This is a genomic window from Photorhabdus noenieputensis, assembly GCF_018448935.1.
Taxonomy (GTDB): Bacteria; Pseudomonadota; Gammaproteobacteria; order Enterobacterales; family Enterobacteriaceae; genus Photorhabdus; species Photorhabdus noenieputensis.
On sequence record NZ_RCWC01000013.1, the window covers coordinates 1 to 22,763 of the forward strand.

Genomic DNA, 22,763 nt, shown 5'->3' on the forward strand with positions numbered 1-22,763 from the left:
CGAGCAGGCAAACCCAACAACCTGATTTCAATCTGACGCTGCACATACCGGCTCCACAGATATTCACTTTCTCAGTCCAGCCCATCGCTGTTCTCCTGTTCCAGGCTAAAGGGGTATTTCACCTTGCTCCCCTGTGTGTCGTAATCAATGGGGATTTGTTGGGTAATATGTACCGCCACACTGGCTCCCGGCGGCACGTAGACGGCATCAAAGGTTTGGCCGTAACGGGCTTTGACCCATTTCGACACGGCTTTAAATCCTCCGGCAGCCGCTTGTCCCAAAACCGCTTTACCGGCATCCCCGGTCAGTGATGACGTCGCACCGCCATAACCGTTAGTCTGGGTGGTAAGCTGGCTCTGTGACAGCACATCACCGGCTGCTGTACCACCAGAAAGAGCAAATAAAGTTGGCAAGTAGCTGGATGCATTGGATTTCCGTGTCCCGCTGATACATGGAATACCGTTATCGTCAGACAACCAGCCGATACCGCTGCCATGATTATCCTGAACATGATGGCTGCCATTAGTGCGATGATCCGATTTCGGTACGGTTCTGACGGTGCCGTCTGCAAAGACAAAGGTTAAAGAGGTGACATTGCCGCGTACGCAAGACAAGGTCCAGTCACCGGTAGCTGTACCGGAAACAATCGCGCCTTCCACGTCCGGCAGTTCAATGCCGTTGGCAGTCAGGTTATCTTTACCCATCGGTATCTTAAAAGGATACGGGTCAGTGACTTTGTCATTTACCGGTACCCGGCCTAATAATGCCGTCATCGCCTGGCTGCCGACCAGCGTCGTATTTTCGGGCAGGGTATAAACGGGCCGGACAGTCTCGTTTGTATGACCCTCGGTAATGGCTCGCTGATTTTTAGTCATACCGTCGTATGCCACTTTATGACGGCTCAATGTATTTAAACGGAAATAAACCATAGCATTACCCTAAATCAGCGTAGATATATACATCAACAGAGTGACGAAAAGGGTAACGATTACAGTGAATAATTGTTTATCTGATTTTAGAAATTTTTGGTACTTGAATTTAAGGTTGAAACAGAGCTATAAACATCCTGGCTCACTTAAAATAAGCGGGTTGATAATTGATATTTTCTAATATCACCACTGAACACAACTATTACCTGCTTGAGATGGATGTAACCGTCTGGTTCTTGGACGACAGGAGTACTATCCGGTCAACAGTGGCTCAGACCGAACGGCAACGGAGACTGGAACAAACCAAAGAAGGGCGAATCGAAGCCAAGGGCGTCAGGTTCCGTCTATAAACCGACAACAGGTTTTGGTAATGAAAGATGAGGAATTTGGAGCTTCTGAGATTGCCAGGCAACTGGATATTAACCGCTTCACCGTCTACAAAATACTGAGAGAAACAAGATAATCATGACATCAGAACTACAGATTTACACTTCGTTACTCACCGATGTAAAGGAACGGATCCGTGGGGGTCAGTGCAGAGCCGCTCAGTCCGTCAATGCTGAACTAATCCAGATGTACTAGGACATCGGTCACATGCTCCATGAGCGTCAGGAGCAACAGGGGTGGGGAGCGGGGATCATCCCGAAGCTGGCACGGGATATTGTTAATGAATTGCCAGAGGTCAAAGGCTTCTCAGAAAGGAACCTGAAGCGCATGCTACGTTTCTACCGGGAGTACGCCTTGCCACGAATGGAGCAACAAGGTTCCGGAAAGCCCGTATCGACAATTGTGCCACAACCTGTGGCACAATTGCCGTGGGGTCATAACATTCTGCTGATTGAGAGGATAAAGGATCAAACCGAGCGATTCTGGTATGCAGAACAGACTCATCAGCCACAATAGTCAGTGCAGCCTGAGAACAGGGCGTCAATATCATCATCATTAAAAATAAACGGCAGCGATAACGGATTAAGTTATGGATTAACATCTTCTTTATTTTTCCTTCGGTTCAATCCAGATCTGTGTCGTATTAGCTACAGCAATATTGGTGGACAAAACAGGATATCGGGTTTCTAGCGTACTCAGTTTACGTGCGACGATTTTCCGATACTTACTCGCGGGTTGACCGCCAGCGGGATGGTGATAACAGCCTGCCGCATTCAACCAACTACCCGGATTGGATTGATAACAGGTTTTTAGAGTACGGGCTGCCACATGAAGATTAGTATAGGGGTCCAAGGCATCCCAATAAGAACGAAAATAATGGCCGTTCCAGCCTAAATTCACTTGAGTAATCCCCACATCAATACGTTTGAGGGGTACGCTACGCATAAATCCCTGCAACGCCTGCCAGACCGCTTGTCGGGTTGCATAACGATAACCTTTTCCAGCCACATTGAGCGTCCACGGCCAAGGGCGTTCATGTTTCTCCTGTGGCAAACGTTTTGCCGATTCAGCCAGTGCCAACGCATAAAGCACTTCGGCAGGTACGCCATGCACCCGCGCAATCTGCTGGTACCCAAGCGGGACGACCTGTTTTACCGCCGCGGCCATACCTTCTGTCACCCAAAAAAGGCTGCCCGCCACAGCGAGACTCAAAATGCCACCACACGCCATCCGTCATTCTCATGTTGTAGTACGACCGGCATTTTCCCCTGACCAAATTGTCGCCAGCGTCCTTTGTCATGATTAAGCGTGATTTCTCGGCTACGGACTTTTTCTGATGGAATATGATGTTTACCTGCCCAGGTACGTAAAACATCATCGTTGCCTTCGCTATCTACCAGGTAAATATCCACCTCACGGTCAGCTGACAAGACAGCAGCCAGCCGGGCATCACAAGCCGCGCAATCCTCTTTCACAAATAACGCCAGCCGCCCTTGATTACCCTGTGCGATTCCGTCCCCCTTCCCTAAATTAACCGGCAAAATATTCGGTGCCAGACGCTTCCAGACCGCATCCACCGTCCGCTGGAATGCCAACTCTTTTTCAGTACGGACATATTCCTGTTTAACCCACAATTCTGCATAACGTTGACGCGCTTGTACTGTTTCGGCCTCAATACCCAAGGCACTCAACGGATCGAGCCCAGGAGACTGAATGCCCCGTTGTCCCTGCATCAATTGCTGATAACGCTGAAACTCTGCTTCCGTCAGCCCCCACATTTGAGCCTGAATACGGTGGTTTTCAGTCTGCGTGACCTGTTGCTGAGTCGCTTTCATTCCCGTTTCTGTCTGTTCAGAGATAGCAACCTGTGCTGCCGAAGCTGACAGAGACATAACAACGCCAATAAACACCACCCCCTTCCTCTGGCTGAAAAAATCTTTTCTCATCATTACCCTTCATTGACTGACAGGGTTTGACGATGCCCTTGTACCTGGAACAAAGCCTGATAATCGGAGATACTGACCAACGTCCACTCAAATGCGCTTTCACCCGGAGTCAGTAAACGCATTTGAGATATTTGGGAATGAGGATCTGTGTCTCGTGGAATAATAACGGCATAAACTTGTTCTCCACGACGTTCAATACCAGAAAGCATGAAAGGAGCCACTATCCGTTTCTTTGTTCGAAGAACTTCCCGATCAGGTGTACCCGCTTTTCTACCAGTATGCTTTTCCTGCTGAGATTTCCACGCGATTAATGCGTCAATGCGCATTTCCTGCTGTTTCACGGTATTTTTCAATACACTCACTGCTTCGGTAAGATCCTGATGCGCACGGCTTAAATCAGCCACTGACTGTACCAGCGATTTCTGTTGGTCGTTAACGGATCCCTGTTGCGCTATCAATGTCTGATGAAACCGGTCATTTTGCATTTGCCAGTTTTGACGGGAGACAAAGCCGGTATCCGCTTTATCAAGCCGTTCGTGCAGATTTTGCACCTCATCAGGCAAATGCTGGAATGATCCATTTCGCATCAATGACTGAAATTCCACTAACTGATGATGTTGCTGCCGTACCACGAATGCCAGCAGCGCTATGCTGACAATAACAAGCAATATTGACAGATACCCCAGACATTTTTTTAACGACAACAACCTGGATTGGGTCTTTTGAGAAACCGCCTGCCGCAAGCTGTCAATTTCAGCTTCAGACATCGACGACGGCGACAGAGGAGGGGTTTCAGTTGTCATACCACAGCATCCTTGTTTATTTTATTTGGCACTGTGTCTGGCGTACTTTTAGTATTATCGGGTTGCTTGACAAAACAACCGACACAGAAATGCGATTTATTCAGTAGTGATTAGAGTCTAATCATATGATTACCCTGATACAGGGAAGCATACTGTGCAAAACCAGAGAGGATGACGATAAAAAATTCAACATGAAAAAATGAAAATGATGCTGGGATACTAACGTTCAAATTGTGCCTTTTAGCTCGCCATTCAGAACTGCCGTCCGAAGGGAGCATTTAAATGATTGCCCCACGGTTTTTTATGCTTTCGTTCATCGGTAAAGAGTGCGACGAGATCTCTAACAAGAATTGAAACTGACCATACATCGGCAATAATATGGTGAAAGTACACCAGCAGTAGATGTTCGGTGTTGGATAGATTCATCAATTGCACCCTAAACAAGGAGCCGTTTTCCAAATCAAATGGTATCTTTACCCGCTTGTGTATGTAGTCAGTCACCTCTTCATGTGTTTTTTACACTTTGTATAAAAACAGGTTGTAATTGCTCTAGGACACATTGAGAAGGAATGCCGTCGAACACCGGAAAGCACGTTCTCAGGCATGCATGGCGTTCAACCAGTTTTACAAAACTTTGCTTTAACTTGGCAACATCAAGACTGCCTATTATCTACAGTGCAACAGGAATATTGTAGGCAATAGAATGGGTGTCGTTTATCTGACTCAGATACCACAGCCTTAACTGAGAACTTGTAACAGGGGACAGCGCTTCTTCTTTTTGATTTCCATTGTTATTTTCCTGATGAAGTTTCAACCACTCTATGAATGATTCTCCGCCCTCCTTTTCATCAGCATGCCTTTCTTTTTTATTCTGCTCAGTGTTGCTTGCGCTACTTAGTTGCTTGACCTTTCTGGTAATTTCTATCTTCTTTTCAGCGGAAAAAGAAGCCATACGTTTGAATGGATTTTTCAAGTTCGATGTCCATATACTTTGAATAAACAGGAGTTGGGGAGAACGTTAAACAGCTAAACTGGCTGCCCAAACTTAAGTAAATTTCCACTTGGATCAATTAGGTGGAACTCCAACATGCCCCATGGAGTTTCCGCAAGCGGAGAGACTTCAGTCTGCGCTTGTAGTTCTTGAAACACACTTTGGATATCTTTCACGAAAATATAGCAAGAAGTGTTCTCTGCAATGTACTTATCGTTACATGCCCAAAAATGGATTTCAGCTTCCCCTCTGCTAATTATCGCATATTTATTAGGAACAAAATTGTCGCAATGGAACCCAAGTTTACTTGTGTAAAAGTCAACCAATTCATCTAGATCCAATGCAGCCAATACAGGGACAGCCTCCCAATCGCTCATACATTTTCCCTTTTATTTATATATAATTTTTAAACGCTCATACAGGATTGCCTGACAAATCACTGTACGTTACTCTCATTAAATAATCTATGGTCACCCTCGTTTTTGCAACACTCATTTTGATGAATTTTGGGCTTGCTTAAATCTATCTGGCGTCACTATAGGCAAGGAACCTGCGCCTCGATGAGTTCCGCGCCTGATGAACCTTAAAAGTATGCCAGCTTCAAGGAGCTAATTTTTATGCCAGGTTTCTCATCAGGCCGGTAGGCCGTTCATGTCATCAATTATCAGTCTTCGCAAAACCAGTGGGGTAATAGTTAAATAGATTCACAATGACGTCAGTTTCAGGCAACAAATACCGTGTGTTGTGTCGTAATAGCCCATGCTATCCGGGCGAGTTTATTAGCCAACGCACAGGCCACGATATTAGAATGCTTTCGTTCAAGTTGCTGCTTAACCCAGTCAGCCTGTTTGCCCTTTCTATGCTCAATATGCAGTATGGACGTTCGGGCACATAGCACTAACAGTTGCCGGAGTGTCTTGTTACCCCGTTTACTGATCCCCAATAAGGTTGTCTTTCCCCCAGTACTGTACTGGCGGAGAACCAATCCCGTTGAGACTGCAAAATCCCGGCTGTGTGCGTATTGCTTCCCATCGCCCAGCTGTGAGGAAAACACACTCGCCGTGATAGGGCCAATTCAGGGGCTCTGGCGACGTTTTCGAATGAAGAGCGATATGTCATTAGGAGCCTTTCATTTTCTACTACAATTTGCTTTCGGCTGGGATAATGACCATCTCCATACCTTTCATATCTACGGTAAAGACTATGGTATCTACTATAAAGGCAGCCTCAGTTTTTATGATGATCCCTGGGCTGTTTCACTTGCGTCTTTTCATTTCAAAAACCGTGATAAATTCACTTATGAGTACGATTTCTATCGGCATTGGCTACTGGATATCCGTATCGAAGCAATTGAATCTGACTCAAATAAAAGTACGCCTCCCTGTCTCAGTGGACAAGGTATGCCTGATGGCACCTAATATGATGAAGCCGAAGCAACATTGAAGCTCTTAGAGGCTATTGTCGAAAGTAATGACGATACAACGTTTGGCGACATCCAAGCATTCATCAACGAGTTCAATCGCGTCAAGTTTAACCGCCATCGACTTAACGGGTTATTAAAGAACTATGATTTTTACACGCCTAACTATTCGCAAGGCTTAGACTGGACTCTATAAAGGTATACCTTTTCAGTTCGTATTTAAAATAAGTCAATTGCGCTCTGTAAGCATCGGAAAAGTGGGCTTTATAGATAATTCTATAATTCTTTGTTATGTTTTGAGGCTGATATGCACTATGCCTACATCCGGGTGAGTTCTGTTGATCAGCATGTTGAACGCCAGAAAGAAGCGCTGTCTGCATCCAGGATTGAAATTGACAAAATTTATCTCGAACAGGCCAGTGCTAAAGACATCAACCGGCCACAACTTCAGGAAATGCTTAAACAGGTCAGAACAGGCGACACCATTATTGTTCACTCCATTGACCGGCTATGCCGCAATATGATGGATATGTGTGCCCTGACCCTGCGTTTACGTCAGCAAGGTATTACACTGATCTTTCTAAAAGAACAGCTCACGTTTAGTGATGGCGAGGAAACTCCCATGCAGGAGCTGCATATGGTGTCTGCATTCAGCCAGTTTGATCAGGCATTAATTCGGGAAAAACAAGCCGAAGGGATCTCGGCTAAAAAACAGCGCGGAGAACGCACTAGTCGACCGCCTGCGGATATACGTAAAATTTTACTCAACTGCACTGAAGAAGAATCGGATATGATCAATACTCTTATGTCTGATGGTAAAGTCCTTGACCGGTATACACAAACTAATGTGCTTAGAGCCAGTATCCTGGCATTAATGCTGATACCAGAAGAAGAAAGGCTTCCGCTTCTAGATCAGGTGACAATCAGTGCTCCAAAGGCAGGACGCAGGAAATAATTTACATCGACGCATTGAAACGGTATGGCTGTTTCAGTGATGGCGTTAAAACTCGCTGTTGATGGGGCCGTAACTAGCAAGCGTAGCAAATGGATGTTAAGCATTATGGATAAGTTCGAAAGAATACTACCTATCGTGAAACAAAAAAAGAATCAGAGATTAGATTAGTCAGTCCTGAATAATTTCCTCGATGTCCTGATCGTCGAGTTCAACCTTGCGCTCAACAAATCCCTCACCCTTATAATATTTAACTGGAAATACAGTCCTCATAATTTGTTACCTCTCTGATTTAAATTAGCTTACAGGTTAATTTTTATTGCCATTTATTAGCCTATACACTAATATAATTAGAAAAGAGAGGCCATATGTTTAACGTAGTTTATCACCCGGAAGCTAGGGAAGAAGCCACGGCATTGCCCGTGAGGATTCGGGTTAAATTTGACCGACTTATCGGTAAGCTTGAATCTGACGCGCGATTATTGCGGGAACCGGACACTAAGCCCCTGGGCGATGGACTTTTTGAGATCCGCACAATGGGAACGGACATATCCAGAGGTATCTGGGTATACCATAAAGACAATACAATCATCATGCTCCGGGTTTTCATCAAAAAGTCACAGAAAACGCCAGCGAAAGAAATCGAACTCGCCAAAAAGCGGTTAGCGGAGGTATTTAATTAATGAAACTGGTAAGTCATAAAGAACTGCATAACGAGTGGATGCAGGATGACAAATATCGTGCTGCATGGCATGAGGAAGAACGCAAGGAGAAGCTCAGAGAGCTGCTTGCGGAATGGCGCAAACATGACAATCTGACAAAAGCTCAGGTCGCTGAACGGATGGGGGTTACACCTCCGGTTATTTCCCGCATGGAAAATAACATCACGAAAGCCAGCATTGATACGCTGACCCGTTACGCTCACGCCTGTGGTATTAAAAAGCCTGTCATCGTCCTCTACTGAATAGCCAATTAATGCTAATGTATGCATACATTAGCATTAATTAAGAAAAATTATAATTTTTATAAAGTTCTACAGGAAATTCAATATATTGGAGAGCATAAAAATCTGTGGAGCAATCGTTTAAATGCTTTCCGCATCAGAATTAATGAGCTAGCCGGAGTACGGTTGATGGGGGTCGCGGTAGGAATAGCCGTTACCGGCTACCCCCGAAGCATGCATATAACCGCAAGTGGCAGGAATTACTATCATCAGGTATGCAACATCTTGGATGAGCTTGAGAATGCTGACTTATCAGTTATGAAAACTTCTCACACTCTGACAGGCTCGATAAAAGTGAGTATTCCAATGTCTATAGGACTAAAGGTATTAAATCCACTGATATGCCAGTTTATACATGCTCACCCTGGTATTTCTGTCGAAGTTGTCATGAGCGATAAATATACCGATCTTATTGAGCATGGAATAGATGTTGCAATACGTGGGGGAGGTGAACTGAGCGACTCCAGCCTTCGTTCCAGGAAGCTGATAAAAGTGCCCCGAGTCTTATGCGCCTCACCGGCATATATTGAGGCTTCTGAAAAAATACTCATCCCTGAAAATCTCGCCTCTCATAACTGTCTTATCTACAGTTTATCTTCTTCTCCACGACGCTGGATGTTTCACAATCAAAATGATGTGAAAGTCGTTGACCTTAAGCCCGGAACCTATGTGGTGAATAACGGACTTGCGCTCAAACAGGCAGCCCTTTCTGGACATGGCGTAATTTTACTACCTGAATCACTGGTCATTGATGAGCTACAGTCAGGCGAACTTGTCAGACTGCTTCCTGAATGGGAAGCGGACACACAGGCACTTTATGCCATACAACCCTTTCATAAAGAACGTTCTATCAAGGCAAGGGCTTTTATCGACTTCCTTGTCAATACACTGGACGAAACTTGCTGAATATCTCCTGATTTTAACGGACGCTCTATTGCAGAATCACAGCACTCGCCTTGTCTTTATATTTACTTTTTCTGAATACCGGCAATCTCTTTAAGTAGCAAATTTCCGATTGAAATAAACGCCAAGCAAACTGGTCATGAAAAGTAGTGGTCATATCAGCGAGGGTATTAAAATTGTTTACTACTAGTGCACAATATTTTCACATAATAGGCATTTTAATAAACTATCCATCTCCCTATACTCGGTTTTGCAGATGAATTTACCGGTTATATCAAAATTGGGGTGTAGATATGAACAATTCCGTTATTTCAGCATCAGAAAATCTTGTCCTGTCTTATCTTGATGGACGTCAGCCGACCGTTGGCATTGAGAACATCAACAAAATTTTATTTTCCGTCGGCGTCCGAGTCAGTACAACGCCGATCCCTGAAGAAGCTAAACCTATTCTTGAAGTGTCAAAAACGCGTGCGCTCACTGGAGAAGAGAGCGAGAAACTGATTTCGCTATTTTCTTTACACCGCGGAGAGCTCCTGGAACAAATCCGACTGGCTGGCCGCCAGCCGGAAGCTCACCGCGGCGGTTTTCTATCGACATCGGAAATAGATGTTGCACCTTATCCCAAGGTCTACGATATGAAAGCAATTTCGGTTGAAGCCAGAAAAACCGTTCTCGAAAAATTCGGCAAACTGCACGTGAACAGCTCTGAAAACGGGATGGGTATTGATGAAGTCATGACGGTTGTAGCTGGCGGTCCGTGGACCTGGTTCTTCCGTCTGCCGGACGGAGAGATTGCAAAACTATCGATAGGACGCGTGGAAACTGGCGATCCCGCCTGGCGTCTTAGCTATCCCGGACTCGGAATGCATGCTGGCTTCCTGGATGCTAAGGATGGACTACTCGTGGCATTTGCCCACGGGCCGAAGCATTTCGTTATGCGCTATGACGAACCAAGTGTTGATAGTGCAGAGATGCTGGGCACCAACCCGTGGATTGACTTCAACGGTGAGATCCCGAAATTAGTAAAATAAAAGCCCATTTTCCGGTTGGCGCTTCATGCACAACCGGTTTGTTATTTCTGAAATCTGTATTAGAAAGCTGTGATGATTCGGTAATTCTGGACATATCAATAGCCTACAGAAAACAGAGATAATCGATATCGAATCACCCATCAACAAGTGGATATCCATAAGGGGAGTAAATTACGCTATTCCCCAATTATAATAAGCTCGATGTAAACGATTTCAAGGAATTCCGTATTAATTACGGTATGCAATTCGCGGATACAAAAGTTACCATGACCACTTCACAGTATCGAAAGTCACAATATTATTATCACTATTTGTCCATATGTCAGTTAACAACAAATGAAAATTGCAATTTTACGTCGTAATTTCTGCCATGATTAAAACTGTGATTAATGATTTTGACGATGAAATATACAGCCAAATCGATAGCAATAGAATATCCGAATTAATAATAAGACAAAAATGAATCAATTTGTCTAATTTATATCATGATGAAAAATAAGACATTAAATAAACATCATTATTATTTCTTGATTGAATTAATTCAATCAATCGATTAATTTAATTTTATAACACGATGAAATAGAAAGAAATTTTAATTAATTGCAAAAAAAATACTATTTTTTTGTTTAAGTTGTTGAAAAAGATCATATTTTAGTTAATACTATTTTCCGTCGAGTGAGAATAGACCTAAAACAAAGAAGAAACTCTGAATTGGAAATCAACTAACATCCTAAAAAAATAAGAAGAAATTTTCGTTATCTTAACCGTGGTTAAGATAACTGTTTACCCGATCGTATTAATATCATTAATGCGATGGCATTACATATTATGGTTTGTCCAATCAGAATATTCACTTTCTTTGAGTAAGATACTAGTGTGTGTTGCATTGAGTAGCTATAGACTACTTTTATTAATATCGCTATTGAATCTCCATTTCAATAAAAATAGTGAAGATGAATTTATCCATATGTACTATGCACCTTGCCTATAAGCACTTTTCACTGCGTTATTAGCAATACATTAAAAGAATTTTGCTATTAATGCGGGGCTTATCTGTCGTAGGGTTTTAGACATCTTAATAAAAATAAGAATCATTATTAACAACACGAATAGATTTATAACAATAGATGATATTTTAGAGAATAAAACAATTCTTTTCTGGAAAGAAATTAATATCAGACATTATTATCAATAATATGAATATAGATGAGACAGACTATAACATGGTGAGAAACAATGACTAAATTAGGATAAACTAAAGATATATACCCTATGGATTTCAAGATGCATCGCGACGGCAAGGGAGTGAATCCCCGGGAGCATAGATAACTATGTGACCGGGGTGAGCGAGTGCAGCCAACAAAGAGGCAACTTGAAAGATGACGGGTATATGTAAAAAATGGTTAAAAATGCAATTGCATTATATTACCATGATAAAAATGACTTTAATGATATCATCAACCATTAAACTATAATAATGGCTGGATGTATATTTCTATTATATAAACAGGACTAAAACACATATTTATTAAGGTAAGGTATTTTTAAATGAAAAAGAATTTTATGTTGGCTTCTTTAGTAACAGTATTAGCAGTTTTTAGTAGTTTCAGTGCGTTATCTTATGATGGAACAATTAGATTTCGAGGTACTATTCTTGAGAACGGCTGTACCATTAGCAGCGGTAGTAGAGGAATTCAAGAAGTTAATTTTGGCAAAATACCAAAAGAAAGATTTAAGGGCAGGGTAGGAACCGTAGTTTCCTCTCAATCATTTACAATTAATTTAACCAATTGCCCCGGTTCAACTATAGGTATCGAATTTGCTGGTAACAGAGATACCAATGATACTACTTTATACAATTCAGGAGTTTCCGGCGTCGGTATTCTACTGGCTAAAGATAATGGAGATAAAATAGATGCCAATACATCAGTCAATGGGTATAGCATTAATAGTAAGAATTCCAGTATCCCTCTTATAGCAAAATTACAATCAACCAATGCTACAGCGGAGCATGGTACTATTAGCTCAGACGTAAACTTCACACTTATATACCCATAAAATCAGCCAAATACTTTATTAAAGCTAACTTATAACAAAATATTATTTATAACTAAAGGAGTAAAAATGCTTCGCTTTATTACTCCCTTTTTGCTTGTCCTTTTTATAGGGCAAGTACAAGCAGGGATTACTTTAGGCGGAACTCGCCTGATCTATAATGGCTCACAAAAAGAAGCCACAATTTCTATCACCAATTCGGACACAGAAAGACCTTATCTTGTTCAATCGTGGGTAGATAATATCGATAACAGTCAAAATAAAGTACCGTTCGTTATTACGCCACCATTGTTTAAAATGTCGAAAGAGAGCGAGCACCAGATTCGTGTTTCATATATCGGTAATGACCTGCCAGCGGATCGGGAATCGATATTTTTACTCAATGTCAATGCGATTCCGGCAGTTGAAAAAAATGACAATAGCAAGATGATCATCACGATAAAAAACATTATCAAATTGATTTATCGTCCATCAGGGCTATCTGATAACGATGCTAATGATGCCATTAATCGTTTGGCAGCATCACGTAATGCCAATGGTGTTCAATTAACTAACTCTACGGCTTATTACATTAATCTTAATGAGATGAAAATTGACGGCAAATTAATACCTAGACCCGGATTTATTCCCCCTTTTAGTCATAAGGTATTTTCAGCCCCAAATGGCATAAAAAGCGTGACTCTGACTGCTATCAACGATTACGGTGGCACAACAGAAGAGCGCCAGTTCAATTTCTGATAATATTGTCTGATGAGTGTATTGTGAAAAGAATAATCAGTTTTGCTTTAATGATCTGTTGTTTATCGTTGCCAGCATATGCAGAGCTGTATTTCGATATCAACGCATTACAACTATCAGACGAAGACAAAGAAAATATTAATCTGGAGAGTTTGGCAAAAACAGACTCCCATATTCCAGGCGTCTATAAAGTTAATGTTATCGTCAATAAAAAGGATATCGGCGTTAAAAGCCTATCCTTTATTAACTGTGGTGAAAAACTTTGCCCTGAATTATCTATCAGTTTATTAAAAGAAATCGGGGTAAAAATAGCAAGCTTCCCAGAATTAGCATCCCTTGCTGAACAAGAGATCATTTCTCAACCGGAGAAATATATTAAACAGGCGTCAGCAGAACTGGATTTAAGTGCTCTTACGCTGATGTTGAATTTTCCGCAAGCTGCCATGCAATCACAAATCAGGGGAGATATCTCTCCTGATCAGTGGGACGATGGTTTGCCTATGTTTTTCACCAATTATCATTTAACAGGAATGCAGTCCTGGAATAAAAATCAAAGTGAACAGAATCAATATCTGAATTTACGTAGTGGCTTTAATTTAGGTCAGTGGCGAATTCGTCATAATAGTTACTACAACCATACGGGTACAACATCTGAATGGAAATCGCTTAAAGCCTATGCTGAACGGGATATTCGTCCATTGAGATCTCGGCTGGTATTAGGTGAAACATCTACCGATAGCATGGTATTCGATAGTTTCACTTTTAATGGCATTAAATTGATGTCTGATAGCCAAATGTTGCCAGATAGCCAGCAAGTGTTTGCACCTGTTGTCCGCGGTGTTGCTATGACTCACGCAAGAATAGAAGTGCACCAGAAAGATAATATTATTTATCAGACTTTTGTTCCACCAGGTGCTTTTGAAATTACCGATATTTACCCCAATAACTTGAATGGTGATCTAGAAATATCCATTTATGAAGAAAATGGCAATGTCAGAAAATTTACTCAGCCTTTTGCTGCCTCACCATTGATGATCCGTGCCGGCCAAATGAAATATTTTGCTAATATCGGTAAATTTAGCGGTGGCAAACAAGCGAGTAAAAAAAGATTTATTCAGACAGAAGCTATTTACGGGTTATGGGATAGCACCACTATTTATGGTGGAGTTATTGTTTCTTCTGACTATCAAAGCCATGCATTAGGTTTAGGACATAATCTGGGAAAATTTGGCGCGGTATCAATCGATGTCACCAATGCAGCAACCCATTTCCCAAATGGAGAAAAGAAAAGCGGGCAATCTTATCAAATACGCTACAGTAAAGGTTTTACTGAAACCAATACAACGGTGACATTAGCGGGTTATCGCTACAATACCAATGGTTATTACAGCTTTAGCGACGCTAATAATAACTATGCCAATAATAACTACACCAATAATAACCACCAATTTGCTGATAATAACAGGAATAACGCGCCTAAAAACCGGATGCAAATAACAATGGGCCAAAGCTTAGGGCAATATGGCAGTCTCTCATTATCCGCCTGGCAACAAGACTACTGGCAAGATAAAACCAGTAAGAATCAGTCATATTCTATGTCCTATAATACTAATATTCATGATATCTCTTTGTCATTGAGCTACAATTACCACCGTAATCGCTCAAACATTAATAACGATCAAGTGGTTTCATTCAATATCAGTATTCCTCTGGATAAATGGCTGCCATCAGACAATCACAGTGCATCGGTAGATTATGATACCGCTTATAACATCAACGGTAGCAACCAGCATTCAATGACATTATCCGGCTCTTTACTGGAACAACAGAATCTGAACTATAGTATTTCTCAAAATTACAGCTATGAAAAATCTGAGAAAGAAAAAGAATCAGGTAATGCCGCCAGCCTATATTACAGAGGTTCATATGGTTCAATTAATGTAGGCTATACCACTGATCATAGAAAAAATCAGCGGGTTAATTATGGATTAGAGGGTGCAATTATTGCCCATCCCTATGGCGTTACCCTAGCACAAAATATTAGCGAAAGCGGCGCTAGTGCTTTAATTCGTGCCCCTGGAGCAACCAATGCCAAGGTACTAAATAATACCTCTATCAGTACAGATTGGCGGGGATATACCGTTGTGCCTTACATATCGCAATATCGGGAAAATATGTTATCTCTTGATACCAATACATTCGGTGATGACGTAGATATTGATAATCCAACCACTAAGGTCATTCCAACCAAGGGAGCATTAGTATTGGCGGATTATTCTATTCGTGTTGGTCATCGAGTATTTTTAACTTTACAACATCACGGTAAGAAGCTCCCATTCGGCACAACAATCACAGGTCCAAATGGCGTTAATGGTATGGTGAATGAAAAGGGAGAAGTTTTTCTAAGTGGTGTGAGTGACACAGCAAAACTAACAGCCGATTTAGGCGATAAACAAAGCTGTCATATTCAATTCGATAGTAAATTATATCAAAAAATTAATGGGATTATTCTGACTTCATTGCGTTGTCAGTAATTAAGTAAATATATACCCTATGGATTTCAAGATACATCGCGACGGCAAGGGAGTGAATCCCCGGGAGCATAGAGAACTATGTGATCGGGGTGAGCGAGTGCAGCCAACAAAGAAGCAACTTGAAAGATGACGGGTATATCAACAGGAATATATATGAAACGATATTTATGGTTATTAATTTATCCTCTATTTTTACTAAGTAGCTATAATTCATACGCTGACTGTGAATTAGCCCCAAAAGCAAAAATTGCCAACTTAGCATTTAATTTAAATAATTTTAAACTGAGTTTTAATACAGATAATACGAAAAGTATTTATGTAACAACTTTCAGTGCTGCCCAGATAGCTAATGAAATGGGTATTAGTGTAAAAGACCCGATTTTTTCATGTGATGAAGACAATGTATCACTAATGTTTGGTGACAGTGTTCTCCACGGAGTAAAATCAATTAAAACTCCACATGGTTCAGGAGGATTAGAGATAATCCCAAATAGGTTATACTTATATTTTACTATCTCAGGGGGAGAAATCGGTGACAAAGGATATCCTCAAACAGATGGTTCTAATTACTCATATAATCTGGGAACAAGAAGAAACATTACCTGGGAAGATATAGGCGGTATTAGTATCTATCTTTATAAAACAGGAGCAATTGATATACCAAAAACATTCTCTAATGGCATAATGTTTAAATTAGTAGCATTAGGGAGAAGAAGTACAAACTTAATATCAATAAGGCATTCAGGTTTATATAGATTTAAGGCTACTGGCTGTATGACAACAGCCTCAACACCGAAAGTAGATTTTGGTAATATTCCCAGTTATTTATTTAAAGGAAAAGGAACAACTGCTGGTCATGCTGATTTTAATATCGGTATTGAATGTACAGAAAAAATTAAACCTACAATTACATTTTCAGCAAGAACAATCAGTGGCGCACCAGAGAGTATTATTCAATTAAACAGAGCTAATGCAACAAATACAGCAAAAGGGGTTGGTGTGCAAATCTTATATATGGGAACGCCTGTTCCTATTGGGAAACCATTTGTTGTCGGTTATTCTAACAGGGATTCTCGTTATAATTTACCTTTCACTGCCCGCTATTACCAAACCGGTGATAGAATAACAGGTGGAAAAGCTAACGCAATAGCACATTTTACCGTTCAATATGAGTGATATTAAGTATAGACTGTGTAGCATTCTCTTATCTGGGTAATCAACATGGAACAAACAGTTATACACGCCAATCAAGCATCACTGCCCAAACATGGCAGTAGATTTATGACTCAAATCGAGTATGGAACGGTTATTAAATATCCTCAAGTGCATTTCTGGCAAGCTCGTTTTGAACTTTCACATTATCACGATGAATTGTTCAATCAATTAAATCTCCCCTTCCCTGACACATTAACTAAAGCCGTCAAGAAGCGGCGGGCTGAATATCTGGCGGCACGCTATTGCGCCAGACAACTTTTAGCGCAATTCGGGCAACCGGAATTTAATTTGACCTCTGGTCATGATCGCGCTCCAATCTGGCCGACAGGTATTTGCGGTTCTGTTTCTCATTCAACTTATTGTGCAATTGTGTTGGCTGCACCGCAAACTCATAACCGATTAATTGGTGTTGATGTAGAAGCTATCGTCGATCGTCAAAATATGGATGAAATCACAAAAATGATTGTGAATGACAGGGAAATTCAACTTCTGAAACATTGTCATTTACCACTTGAACAAGCATTTACCCTTGCCTTTTCGGTAAAAGAGAGTTTGTATAAAGCACTTTATCCACAAGTAAAACGGTTCTTTGGCTTTGAAGCGGCTGAAATTACTGCCCTATCCCTGGAAAATAATGAAATAACATTAGTGTTGCGGGAAACTCTCACCGATCATTACCCAACAGGTACAATATTTCGTGGGCAATTTATTATCTACCCACAGGAAATATTAACGCTAATTATTCAATAGCTAAAACTGATAATTGCTGATTTTGCTCAGCAATTTCACTATTATTCATTACCATCATTTTCAATAAAGATGCTATTTACTTAATATCCTTTTCTGTATTTATCAGTGAGTTATTGCCCACAGCAATTAATTCCTCCAACAAAGCTGAAAGCTGAACCAATTTTTCCGGCGAAAAGGCTTTTTCAATAGCCTGATATCCCTGCTCCACCTGCTCTTTCGCCTTTTCATAAAGTTTCTGACCATCCGGTGTTAAAGAAACATAAAGTTTGCGCTGGTCATTCATCGGTTTAAGACGAAAGATCAAGCCATCACGCTCCATGCGAGTCAATATCCCAGTCAAACTTGGGCGAAGAATACAGGTCTGGCAAGATAAATCATAAAAATCAATCGACCGATTATCAGACAGTACACGGATAATACGCCACTGCTGTTCAGTCAAATTATGACTCTTAAGGATTGGGCGAAAAAAACCCATCGCGGTTTCTCGCGCCTGAAGTAATGCAATTGTCAGAGATTCATGCATGGGTAATGAAGGCTCTTATTTTAGTTAATCACTGATTTACTCTCTGTTGAAAGTATTATCTCACTCTATAACCACAATAAAAAAGACTAGCACGTCCCTCAGTCAACCACAAAGAAAAAATCATAAAAATATTAATAAGTAAACAAAAATAAACTCTGAAAATCAGGTTAATAAAAGGTTAATACAGGAGCAATCACTTTACTCACAAAAAGATTAACATACTGATTAATAATGATAAAAAATAAATTTAGCAGAGATATTGTTACTGAGATCACAATTAAAATTAACAAACACATTAACATATTGCAACAGTGCGTCTTGTGGTTTATTAATATATTAATAAATGCATCTTAAAACCACCCGTTTAAGTTCATGAGGAATCGTTAATGAAAGGCACTGTCTTCGCCGTAGCCCTCAACCATCAGAGCCAGGTAGATTGCTGGCATGACTCATTTCAGCAAGCACCTTATAACACCTTACCTAAAACACCGGTGTGGTTTATTAAACCACGGAATACCGTTATCACCTCCGGTGAAGCGATTCCCCATCCTGTAGGTGAAGAGGTTCAAAGTGGTGCAACTCTGGCATTAATAATAGGTAAAACCGCCCGCAAAGTTGCCATTGAAAATGCGGCCGAATATATCGCAGGTTATGCATTAGCTAATGAAGTCAGCCTGCCTGAAACCGCTTTCTATCGTCCGGCAATAAAAGCTAAGTGCCGCGATGGTTTTTGCCCTATAGGCCAAATGACTCATCCTGAATCAATTGATGCGTTAGATATCATTACCGAAATCAATGGTCAGGAAGTCGATCGCTGGTCAACAACCGATCTGGTGCGTTCAGCCACGGAATTAGTTGCAGCATTAAGTGATTTCGCAACCCTCAAAGAAGGAGATGTGATCCTGCTTGGGACTCCACACCAACGTGTTGCTATCAAACCGGGCAATAAAGTTGTTATTCGGGCAGCAGGTTTCCCATCACTGGAAAATCAGGTTGTGCAAGCGGGAGAAGAAGCATGAAACACGCAAGAATTCACTATCAAGGTTGCGATTTGATCGTTACTGTCGATGAACAGGAAAATGTCTGCCTGCCAGACGGCAGCAAAATCAGCGGCGAATCTGTTCAGTGGTTGCCACCTGCAAACGGCACCCTGTTTGCCCTCGGTTTGAATTATGCCGATCACGCCACTGAGCTGGAATTTAAGCCCCCCCAAGAACCACTGGTTTTTATCAAGGCCGCCAATACCCTGACCGGTCATCGTCAGGTTTCCGTTCGCCCTGATAATGTGGAATATATGCATTATGAAGCCGAGCTGGTTGTTGTCATCGGCAAAACCGCCCACAAAGTCGCCAAAGAGCATGCTATGGATTACGTTGCCGGATACACCGTCTGTAACGATTACGCCATCCGTGACTATCTGGAAAACTACTATCGCCCTAATCTCCGGGTAAAAAGCCGCGATACATTGACTCCGATCGGTCCGTGGTTCATCGATAAAGAAGATGTACCCGATCCGCATAATCTGACATTAAGCACCTGGGTTAATGGTGAATTGCGTCAACGCGGTACAACCGCTGATCTGATCTTCAATATTCCGTTCTTGATCGCTTATCTAAGCGACTTTATGACGTTGCAACCGGGAGACATGATCGCCACCGGTACGCCAAAAGGGTTATCCGATGTGGTACCGGGAGATGAAGTTATTGTTGAAGTTGAAGGTGTTGGGCGTCTGGTTAACCGTATTGTCAGCCAGCAAGAGTATGAGGAGAGTCTGTAATGACCATAATTAACCATTGGATCAACGGCAAAAACGTCAGCAGTAAAACCTATTTTGAAACCACCAATCCTGCTACCGGCGAAGTGTTGGCTGAAGTCGCTGCCGGTGGTCAGGAAGAGATTGATCAAGCCGTCGCCGCCGCAAAGGAGGCATTCCCCAAATGGGCAGATCTGCCGATGAAAGAGCGTGCACGCCTGATGCGCCGTTTGGGTGATTTGATCGATGAGAATGTGCCTGAAATCGCCGCAATGGAAACCAAAGATACCGGTCTGCCCATTCATCAAACACAAAATGTCCTGATCCCACGCGCTTCTCACAACTTCAACTTCTTTGCTGAAATTTGTCAGCAAATGAACGGTCATACCTATCCCGTTGATGACAAGATGCTCAACTACACACTGGTGCAACCCGTTGGCGTTTGTGCGCTGATTTCTCCGTGGAACGTGCCATTTATGACCGCTACCTGGAAGGTTGCCCCCTGTTTAGCGCTAGGTAACACCGCGGTGCTGAAAATGTCAGAACTTTCCCCATTAACCGCAAACCGTTTAGGAGAATTGGCACTAGAAGCCGGTATCCCTGCCGGTGTGTTGAATGTGGTTCAGGGATATGGTGCTACCGCCGGTGACGCGCTGGTGAAACATCACGATGTACGCGCGGTTTCGTTTACCGGCGGCACAGTGACCGGTCGTCAGATTATGAAAAATGCCGGCCTGAAAAAATATTCAATGGAGCTAGGAGGAAAATCTCCAGTTCTGATCTTTGAAGACGCGGATATTGAGCGAGCACTGGATGCCGCTCTGTTCACCATTTTTTCTATCAACGGTGAACGTTGTACCGCAGGTTCACGTATTTTTATTCAGGAAAGTATCTACCCTGAGTTTATTAAACGTTTTGCTGAACGCGCTAATCGTTTACGGGTGGGTGATCCACAAGATCCAAACACTCAGATCGGCGCACTCATCAGCAAACCGCATTGGGAGAAAGTCTCCGGTTATATCCGCCTGGGAATAGAAGAAGGCGCAACGTTGTTGGCAGGCGGCCCAGATAAACCGATTGATTTACCGGCACACCTAAAAGATGGCCATTTCCTACGCCCAACGGTTCTGGCGGATGTTGATAACCGTATGCGAGTTGCTCAGGAGGAGATCTTCGGCCCTGTCGCCTGCCTGCTGCCATTCAAAGATGAAGCAGAAGGTCTGCGTCTGGCAAATGATGTGGAGTACGGTTTGGCTTCTTATATCTGGACGCAGGATGTCAGCAAAGTATTGCGTCTGTCCCGTAATATCGAAGCCGGCATGGTATTCGTCAACACCCAGAACGTCCGCGACCTGCGTCAACCATTCGGCGGCGTGAAAGCCTCCGGCACCGGCCGTGAAGGCGGTGAATACAGCTTTGAAGTGTTTGCTGAGATGAAAAACGTCTGTATCTCTATGGGAAATCACCCAATTCCGCGTTGGGGGATATAACCGTTTCATCAGCGTTAACCACGGCGAATTCCGGTTCGCCGTCCTGATATCAAATGAGGATTTTATGGGTAAGTTAGCGTTAGCAGCCAAAATTACACATGTGCCATCCATGTATCTGTCTGAACTACCGGGGAAACATCACGGTTGCCGTCAGGGAGCTATTGACGGTCACAAAGAGATTAGCCGCCGTTGCCGCGAAATGGGTGTCGATACCATTATTGTGTTTGATACGCACTGGCTGGTGAATAGTGCCTATCACATCAATTGCGCCGACCATTTCTCCGGCATTTACACCAGTAATGAATTACCCCACTTTATCCGGGATATGAGTTATGAATATGACGGCAATCCTGAATTGGGACAAATGATCGCAGAAGAGGCGCGCAATGTCGGCGTTCGCGCTCAAGCGCATGAAATCCCAAGCCTGAAACTGGAGTACGGCACGCTGGTACCGATGCGTTACATGAACAGTGACCGGCATTTTAAAGTTGTCTCTGTCTCCGCATTCTGTACTGTCCATGCTTTTGAAGATAGTCGTCGTCTTGGGGAAGCGATTCTGAAAGCGATTGAGAAATATGACGGTACCGTTGCTGTACTCGCCAGCGGTTCCCTTTCTCACCGCTTTATTGATGATCAACGCGCTGAAGAGGGCATGAACAGCTACACCCGAGAATTCGATGAACAGATGGATCATCGGGTAGTTCAGCTCTGGAAAGAGGGCAAATTCAAACAATTCTGCAAGATGCTGCCGGAATATGCAGATTATTGTTATGGCGAAGGCAATATGCACGACACGGTGATGCTATTAGGTCTACTCGGTTGGGATAAATATGACGGTAAAGTGGAATTTCTGACTGAACTGTTTGCCAGTTCCGGTACTGGGCAAGTCAACGCCGTATTCCCGCTACCTGATTACATCACCAACAGTCTATCCCCTGATTTGGAGTAACCTATGCCACATTTTTATGCTGAATGTACAGAAAATATCCGCGAACAAGCCAATTTGCCAGAGTTGTTTGCCAAAGTGAATCAGGCGCTGGCAGATACCGGCATTTTCCCATTAGGCGGCATACGTAGCCGCGCCATTTGGCTGGATACCTGGCAAATGGCCGACGGTAAACACGATTATGCATTCGTCCATATGACACTAAAAATCGGCGCAGGACGCAGCCTTGAAAGCCGTCAGCAGGTTGGTGAGATACTGTTCCCCCTGATCAAACAACATTTTGCCTCGCTGATGGCGCAACGTTACCTTGCTCTCTCTTTTACGATGGAAGAATTAGATCCGGTCTTGAACTACAAACAAAACAACGTCCACGCCTTGTTTCGTAAGGAGTAGT

The 22,763-nt window shown here is 42.5% G+C and carries 25 protein-coding genes and 2 pseudogenes; 18 read left to right on the forward strand and 9 right to left on the reverse strand.

From position 1 onward, the window contains the following. Positions 1 to 71: 71 nt before the first annotated feature. Positions 72 to 911, reverse strand: a pseudogene (locus EAE91_RS10790) (TIGR03752 family integrating conjugative element protein); the annotation flags it as partial. Between the two features lie 185 nt (positions 912 to 1,096). On the opposite strand from EAE91_RS10790, the gene EAE91_RS10795 reads away from it, so the two are divergent. Both EAE91_RS10795 and EAE91_RS10800 read left to right on the forward strand, forming a co-directional pair. Further along, positions 1,097 to 1,279: a hypothetical protein gene (locus tag EAE91_RS10795; protein ID WP_214088507.1), complete on the forward strand. Its 183-nt coding sequence runs from the start codon at positions 1,097 to 1,099 to the stop codon at positions 1,277 to 1,279. A gap of 244 nt (positions 1,280 to 1,523) precedes the next feature. Then, positions 1,524 to 1,832 (forward strand): DUF1016 N-terminal domain-containing protein, encoded by a 309-nt coding sequence (locus tag EAE91_RS10800; RefSeq protein ID WP_244868784.1) that lies wholly within the window; start codon positions 1,524 to 1,526, stop codon positions 1,830 to 1,832. A gap of 90 nt (positions 1,833 to 1,922) precedes the next feature. Here EAE91_RS10800 and EAE91_RS10805 read toward each other — a convergent pair whose 3' ends face one another. The 7 genes and pseudogenes from EAE91_RS10805 to EAE91_RS10835 form a co-directional block, all read right to left on the reverse strand. Beyond that, positions 1,923 to 2,546 (reverse strand): transglycosylase SLT domain-containing protein, encoded by a 624-nt coding sequence (locus tag EAE91_RS10805; protein ID WP_244868785.1) that lies wholly within the window; start codon positions 2,544 to 2,546, stop codon positions 1,923 to 1,925. Then, positions 2,525 to 3,262, reverse strand: coding sequence for a TIGR03759 family integrating conjugative element protein (locus EAE91_RS10810; RefSeq protein WP_214088576.1), 738 nt, complete (start codon positions 3,260 to 3,262; stop codon positions 2,525 to 2,527). Before EAE91_RS10810 ends, EAE91_RS10805 begins: the two co-directional genes overlap by 22 nt. Positions 3,263 to 3,264: 2 nt before the next feature. Further along, the gene (locus tag EAE91_RS10815; protein WP_214088508.1) at positions 3,265 to 4,065 is read right to left on the reverse strand and encodes a hypothetical protein; all 801 of its coding nucleotides are present in this window, start codon (positions 4,063 to 4,065) and stop codon (positions 3,265 to 3,267) included. Between the two features lie 252 nt (positions 4,066 to 4,317). Continuing rightward, complete coding sequence (locus EAE91_RS24985) at positions 4,318 to 4,566, reverse strand: condensation domain-containing protein (RefSeq protein WP_214088509.1); 249 nt, start codon at positions 4,564 to 4,566, stop codon at positions 4,318 to 4,320. Between the two features lie 169 nt (positions 4,567 to 4,735). Then, positions 4,736 to 5,038, reverse strand: a complete 303-nt coding sequence (locus EAE91_RS10825; RefSeq protein WP_214088510.1) for a hypothetical protein — start codon at positions 5,036 to 5,038, stop codon at positions 4,736 to 4,738. A gap of 53 nt (positions 5,039 to 5,091) precedes the next feature. Further along, entirely contained in the window at positions 5,092 to 5,433 is a 342-nt protein-coding gene (locus EAE91_RS10830; RefSeq protein ID WP_214088511.1) for a bleomycin resistance protein, read from the reverse strand. 344 nt (positions 5,434 to 5,777) lie between these two features. Then, positions 5,778 to 6,131: pseudogene (locus EAE91_RS10835) on the reverse strand (transposase); the annotation flags it as partial. On the opposite strand from EAE91_RS10835, the gene EAE91_RS10840 reads away from it, so the two are divergent. The 11 genes from EAE91_RS10840 to EAE91_RS10890 all read left to right on the forward strand — a co-directional run bounded on the left by EAE91_RS10840 (position 6,118) and on the right by EAE91_RS10890 (position 17,657). Beyond that, positions 6,118 to 6,474, forward strand: a complete 357-nt coding sequence (locus EAE91_RS10840; protein WP_376744723.1) for a plasmid pRiA4b ORF-3 family protein — start codon at positions 6,118 to 6,120, stop codon at positions 6,472 to 6,474. The pseudogene EAE91_RS10835 and the gene EAE91_RS10840 overlap by 14 nt on opposite strands. A gap of 309 nt (positions 6,475 to 6,783) precedes the next feature. Further along, complete coding sequence (locus EAE91_RS10845; RefSeq protein ID WP_214088513.1) at positions 6,784 to 7,431, forward strand: recombinase family protein; 648 nt, start codon at positions 6,784 to 6,786, stop codon at positions 7,429 to 7,431. Positions 7,432 to 7,796: 365 nt separating this feature from the next. Further along, the gene (locus tag EAE91_RS10850) at positions 7,797 to 8,111 is read left to right on the forward strand and encodes a type II toxin-antitoxin system RelE/ParE family toxin (protein WP_214088514.1); all 315 of its coding nucleotides are present in this window, start codon (positions 7,797 to 7,799) and stop codon (positions 8,109 to 8,111) included. Beyond that, entirely contained in the window at positions 8,111 to 8,392 is a 282-nt protein-coding gene (locus EAE91_RS10855; RefSeq protein WP_021326512.1) for a helix-turn-helix domain-containing protein, read from the forward strand. The genes EAE91_RS10850 and EAE91_RS10855 overlap by 1 nt, the downstream gene beginning before the upstream one ends. A gap of 21 nt (positions 8,393 to 8,413) precedes the next feature. Further along, positions 8,414 to 9,337 carry a LysR family transcriptional regulator gene (locus EAE91_RS10860; RefSeq protein WP_214088515.1) on the forward strand — a complete coding sequence of 308 codons (924 nt, stop codon included), beginning with the start codon at positions 8,414 to 8,416 and terminating at the stop codon, positions 9,335 to 9,337. 290 nt (positions 9,338 to 9,627) lie between these two features. Next, complete coding sequence (locus EAE91_RS10865) at positions 9,628 to 10,365, forward strand: hypothetical protein (protein ID WP_214088516.1); 738 nt, start codon at positions 9,628 to 9,630, stop codon at positions 10,363 to 10,365. A gap of 1,548 nt (positions 10,366 to 11,913) precedes the next feature. Continuing rightward, a complete protein-coding gene (locus EAE91_RS10870; protein WP_214088517.1) occupies positions 11,914 to 12,423 on the forward strand; it encodes a fimbrial protein in 510 nt (169 codons plus the stop codon). Between the two features lie 66 nt (positions 12,424 to 12,489). Beyond that, the gene (locus EAE91_RS10875; RefSeq protein WP_214088518.1) at positions 12,490 to 13,158 is read left to right on the forward strand and encodes a fimbrial biogenesis chaperone; all 669 of its coding nucleotides are present in this window, start codon (positions 12,490 to 12,492) and stop codon (positions 13,156 to 13,158) included. 23 nt (positions 13,159 to 13,181) lie between these two features. After that, complete coding sequence (locus EAE91_RS10880) at positions 13,182 to 15,692, forward strand: fimbria/pilus outer membrane usher protein (RefSeq protein WP_247982975.1); 2,511 nt, start codon at positions 13,182 to 13,184, stop codon at positions 15,690 to 15,692. A gap of 153 nt (positions 15,693 to 15,845) precedes the next feature. Continuing rightward, complete coding sequence (locus EAE91_RS10885) at positions 15,846 to 16,868, forward strand: fimbrial protein (RefSeq protein WP_214088520.1); 1,023 nt, start codon at positions 15,846 to 15,848, stop codon at positions 16,866 to 16,868. Between the two features lie 45 nt (positions 16,869 to 16,913). Continuing rightward, entirely contained in the window at positions 16,914 to 17,657 is a 744-nt protein-coding gene (locus tag EAE91_RS10890) for a 4'-phosphopantetheinyl transferase family protein (RefSeq protein ID WP_214088521.1), read from the forward strand. Positions 17,658 to 17,733: 76 nt separating this feature from the next. Here EAE91_RS10890 and hpaR read toward each other — a convergent pair whose 3' ends face one another. Continuing rightward, the gene (gene hpaR, locus EAE91_RS10895) at positions 17,734 to 18,180 is read right to left on the reverse strand and encodes a homoprotocatechuate degradation operon regulator HpaR (protein WP_214088522.1); all 447 of its coding nucleotides are present in this window, start codon (positions 18,178 to 18,180) and stop codon (positions 17,734 to 17,736) included. Positions 18,181 to 18,566: 386 nt separating this feature from the next. On the opposite strand from hpaR, the gene EAE91_RS10900 reads away from it, so the two are divergent. From EAE91_RS10900 to EAE91_RS10920, 5 genes are all read left to right on the forward strand, one after another. Continuing rightward, positions 18,567 to 19,199 (forward strand): fumarylacetoacetate hydrolase family protein, encoded by a 633-nt coding sequence (locus EAE91_RS10900; protein WP_214088523.1) that lies wholly within the window; start codon positions 18,567 to 18,569, stop codon positions 19,197 to 19,199. Further along, a complete protein-coding gene (locus tag EAE91_RS10905) occupies positions 19,196 to 19,957 on the forward strand; it encodes a fumarylacetoacetate hydrolase family protein (RefSeq protein WP_214088524.1) in 762 nt (253 codons plus the stop codon). Before EAE91_RS10900 ends, EAE91_RS10905 begins: the two co-directional genes overlap by 4 nt. Further along, complete coding sequence (gene hpaE, locus EAE91_RS10910) at positions 19,957 to 21,423, forward strand: 5-carboxymethyl-2-hydroxymuconate semialdehyde dehydrogenase (RefSeq protein WP_214088525.1); 1,467 nt, start codon at positions 19,957 to 19,959, stop codon at positions 21,421 to 21,423. Before EAE91_RS10905 ends, hpaE begins: the two co-directional genes overlap by 1 nt. Before the next feature lie 64 nt (positions 21,424 to 21,487). Further along, positions 21,488 to 22,372 (forward strand): 3,4-dihydroxyphenylacetate 2,3-dioxygenase, encoded by an 885-nt coding sequence (gene hpaD, locus EAE91_RS10915; protein WP_214088526.1) that lies wholly within the window; start codon positions 21,488 to 21,490, stop codon positions 22,370 to 22,372. A 3-nt stretch (positions 22,373 to 22,375) separates the two neighbouring features. Beyond that, entirely contained in the window at positions 22,376 to 22,762 is a 387-nt protein-coding gene (locus tag EAE91_RS10920; protein ID WP_036779306.1) for a 5-carboxymethyl-2-hydroxymuconate Delta-isomerase, read from the forward strand. The last annotated feature ends 1 nt before the right edge of the window (position 22,763 follow it).

Coding starts and splice junctions, on each gene's coding strand:
- EAE91_RS10800 (WP_244868784.1), top strand. CDS start 1,524: ATGCTCCATGAGCGTCAGGAGCAACAGGGGTGGGGAGCGGGGATCATC.
- EAE91_RS10805 (WP_244868785.1), bottom strand. CDS start 2,546: ATGGCGTGTGGTGGCATTTTGAGTCTCGCTGTGGCGGGCAGCCTTTTT.
- EAE91_RS10810 (WP_214088576.1), bottom strand. CDS start 3,262: ATGAGAAAAGATTTTTTCAGCCAGAGGAAGGGGGTGGTGTTTATTGGC.
- EAE91_RS10815 (WP_214088508.1), bottom strand. CDS start 4,065: ATGACAACTGAAACCCCTCCTCTGTCGCCGTCGTCGATGTCTGAAGCT.
- EAE91_RS10830 (WP_214088511.1), bottom strand. CDS start 5,433: ATGAGCGATTGGGAGGCTGTCCCTGTATTGGCTGCATTGGATCTAGAT.
- EAE91_RS10845 (WP_214088513.1), top strand. CDS start 6,784: ATGCACTATGCCTACATCCGGGTGAGTTCTGTTGATCAGCATGTTGAA.
- EAE91_RS10850 (WP_214088514.1), top strand. CDS start 7,797: ATGTTTAACGTAGTTTATCACCCGGAAGCTAGGGAAGAAGCCACGGCA.
- EAE91_RS10855 (WP_021326512.1), top strand. CDS start 8,111: ATGAAACTGGTAAGTCATAAAGAACTGCATAACGAGTGGATGCAGGAT.
- EAE91_RS10860 (WP_214088515.1), top strand. CDS start 8,414: ATGCATACATTAGCATTAATTAAGAAAAATTATAATTTTTATAAAGTT.
- EAE91_RS10865 (WP_214088516.1), top strand. CDS start 9,628: ATGAACAATTCCGTTATTTCAGCATCAGAAAATCTTGTCCTGTCTTAT.
- EAE91_RS10870 (WP_214088517.1), top strand. CDS start 11,914: ATGAAAAAGAATTTTATGTTGGCTTCTTTAGTAACAGTATTAGCAGTT.
- EAE91_RS10875 (WP_214088518.1), top strand. CDS start 12,490: ATGCTTCGCTTTATTACTCCCTTTTTGCTTGTCCTTTTTATAGGGCAA.
- EAE91_RS10885 (WP_214088520.1), top strand. CDS start 15,846: ATGAAACGATATTTATGGTTATTAATTTATCCTCTATTTTTACTAAGT.
- EAE91_RS10890 (WP_214088521.1), top strand. CDS start 16,914: ATGGAACAAACAGTTATACACGCCAATCAAGCATCACTGCCCAAACAT.
- hpaR (WP_214088522.1), bottom strand. CDS start 18,180: ATGCATGAATCTCTGACAATTGCATTACTTCAGGCGCGAGAAACCGCG.
- EAE91_RS10900 (WP_214088523.1), top strand. CDS start 18,567: ATGAAAGGCACTGTCTTCGCCGTAGCCCTCAACCATCAGAGCCAGGTA.
- EAE91_RS10905 (WP_214088524.1), top strand. CDS start 19,196: ATGAAACACGCAAGAATTCACTATCAAGGTTGCGATTTGATCGTTACT.
- hpaE (WP_214088525.1), top strand. CDS start 19,957: ATGACCATAATTAACCATTGGATCAACGGCAAAAACGTCAGCAGTAAA.
- hpaD (WP_214088526.1), top strand. CDS start 21,488: ATGGGTAAGTTAGCGTTAGCAGCCAAAATTACACATGTGCCATCCATG.
- EAE91_RS10920 (WP_036779306.1), top strand. CDS start 22,376: ATGCCACATTTTTATGCTGAATGTACAGAAAATATCCGCGAACAAGCC.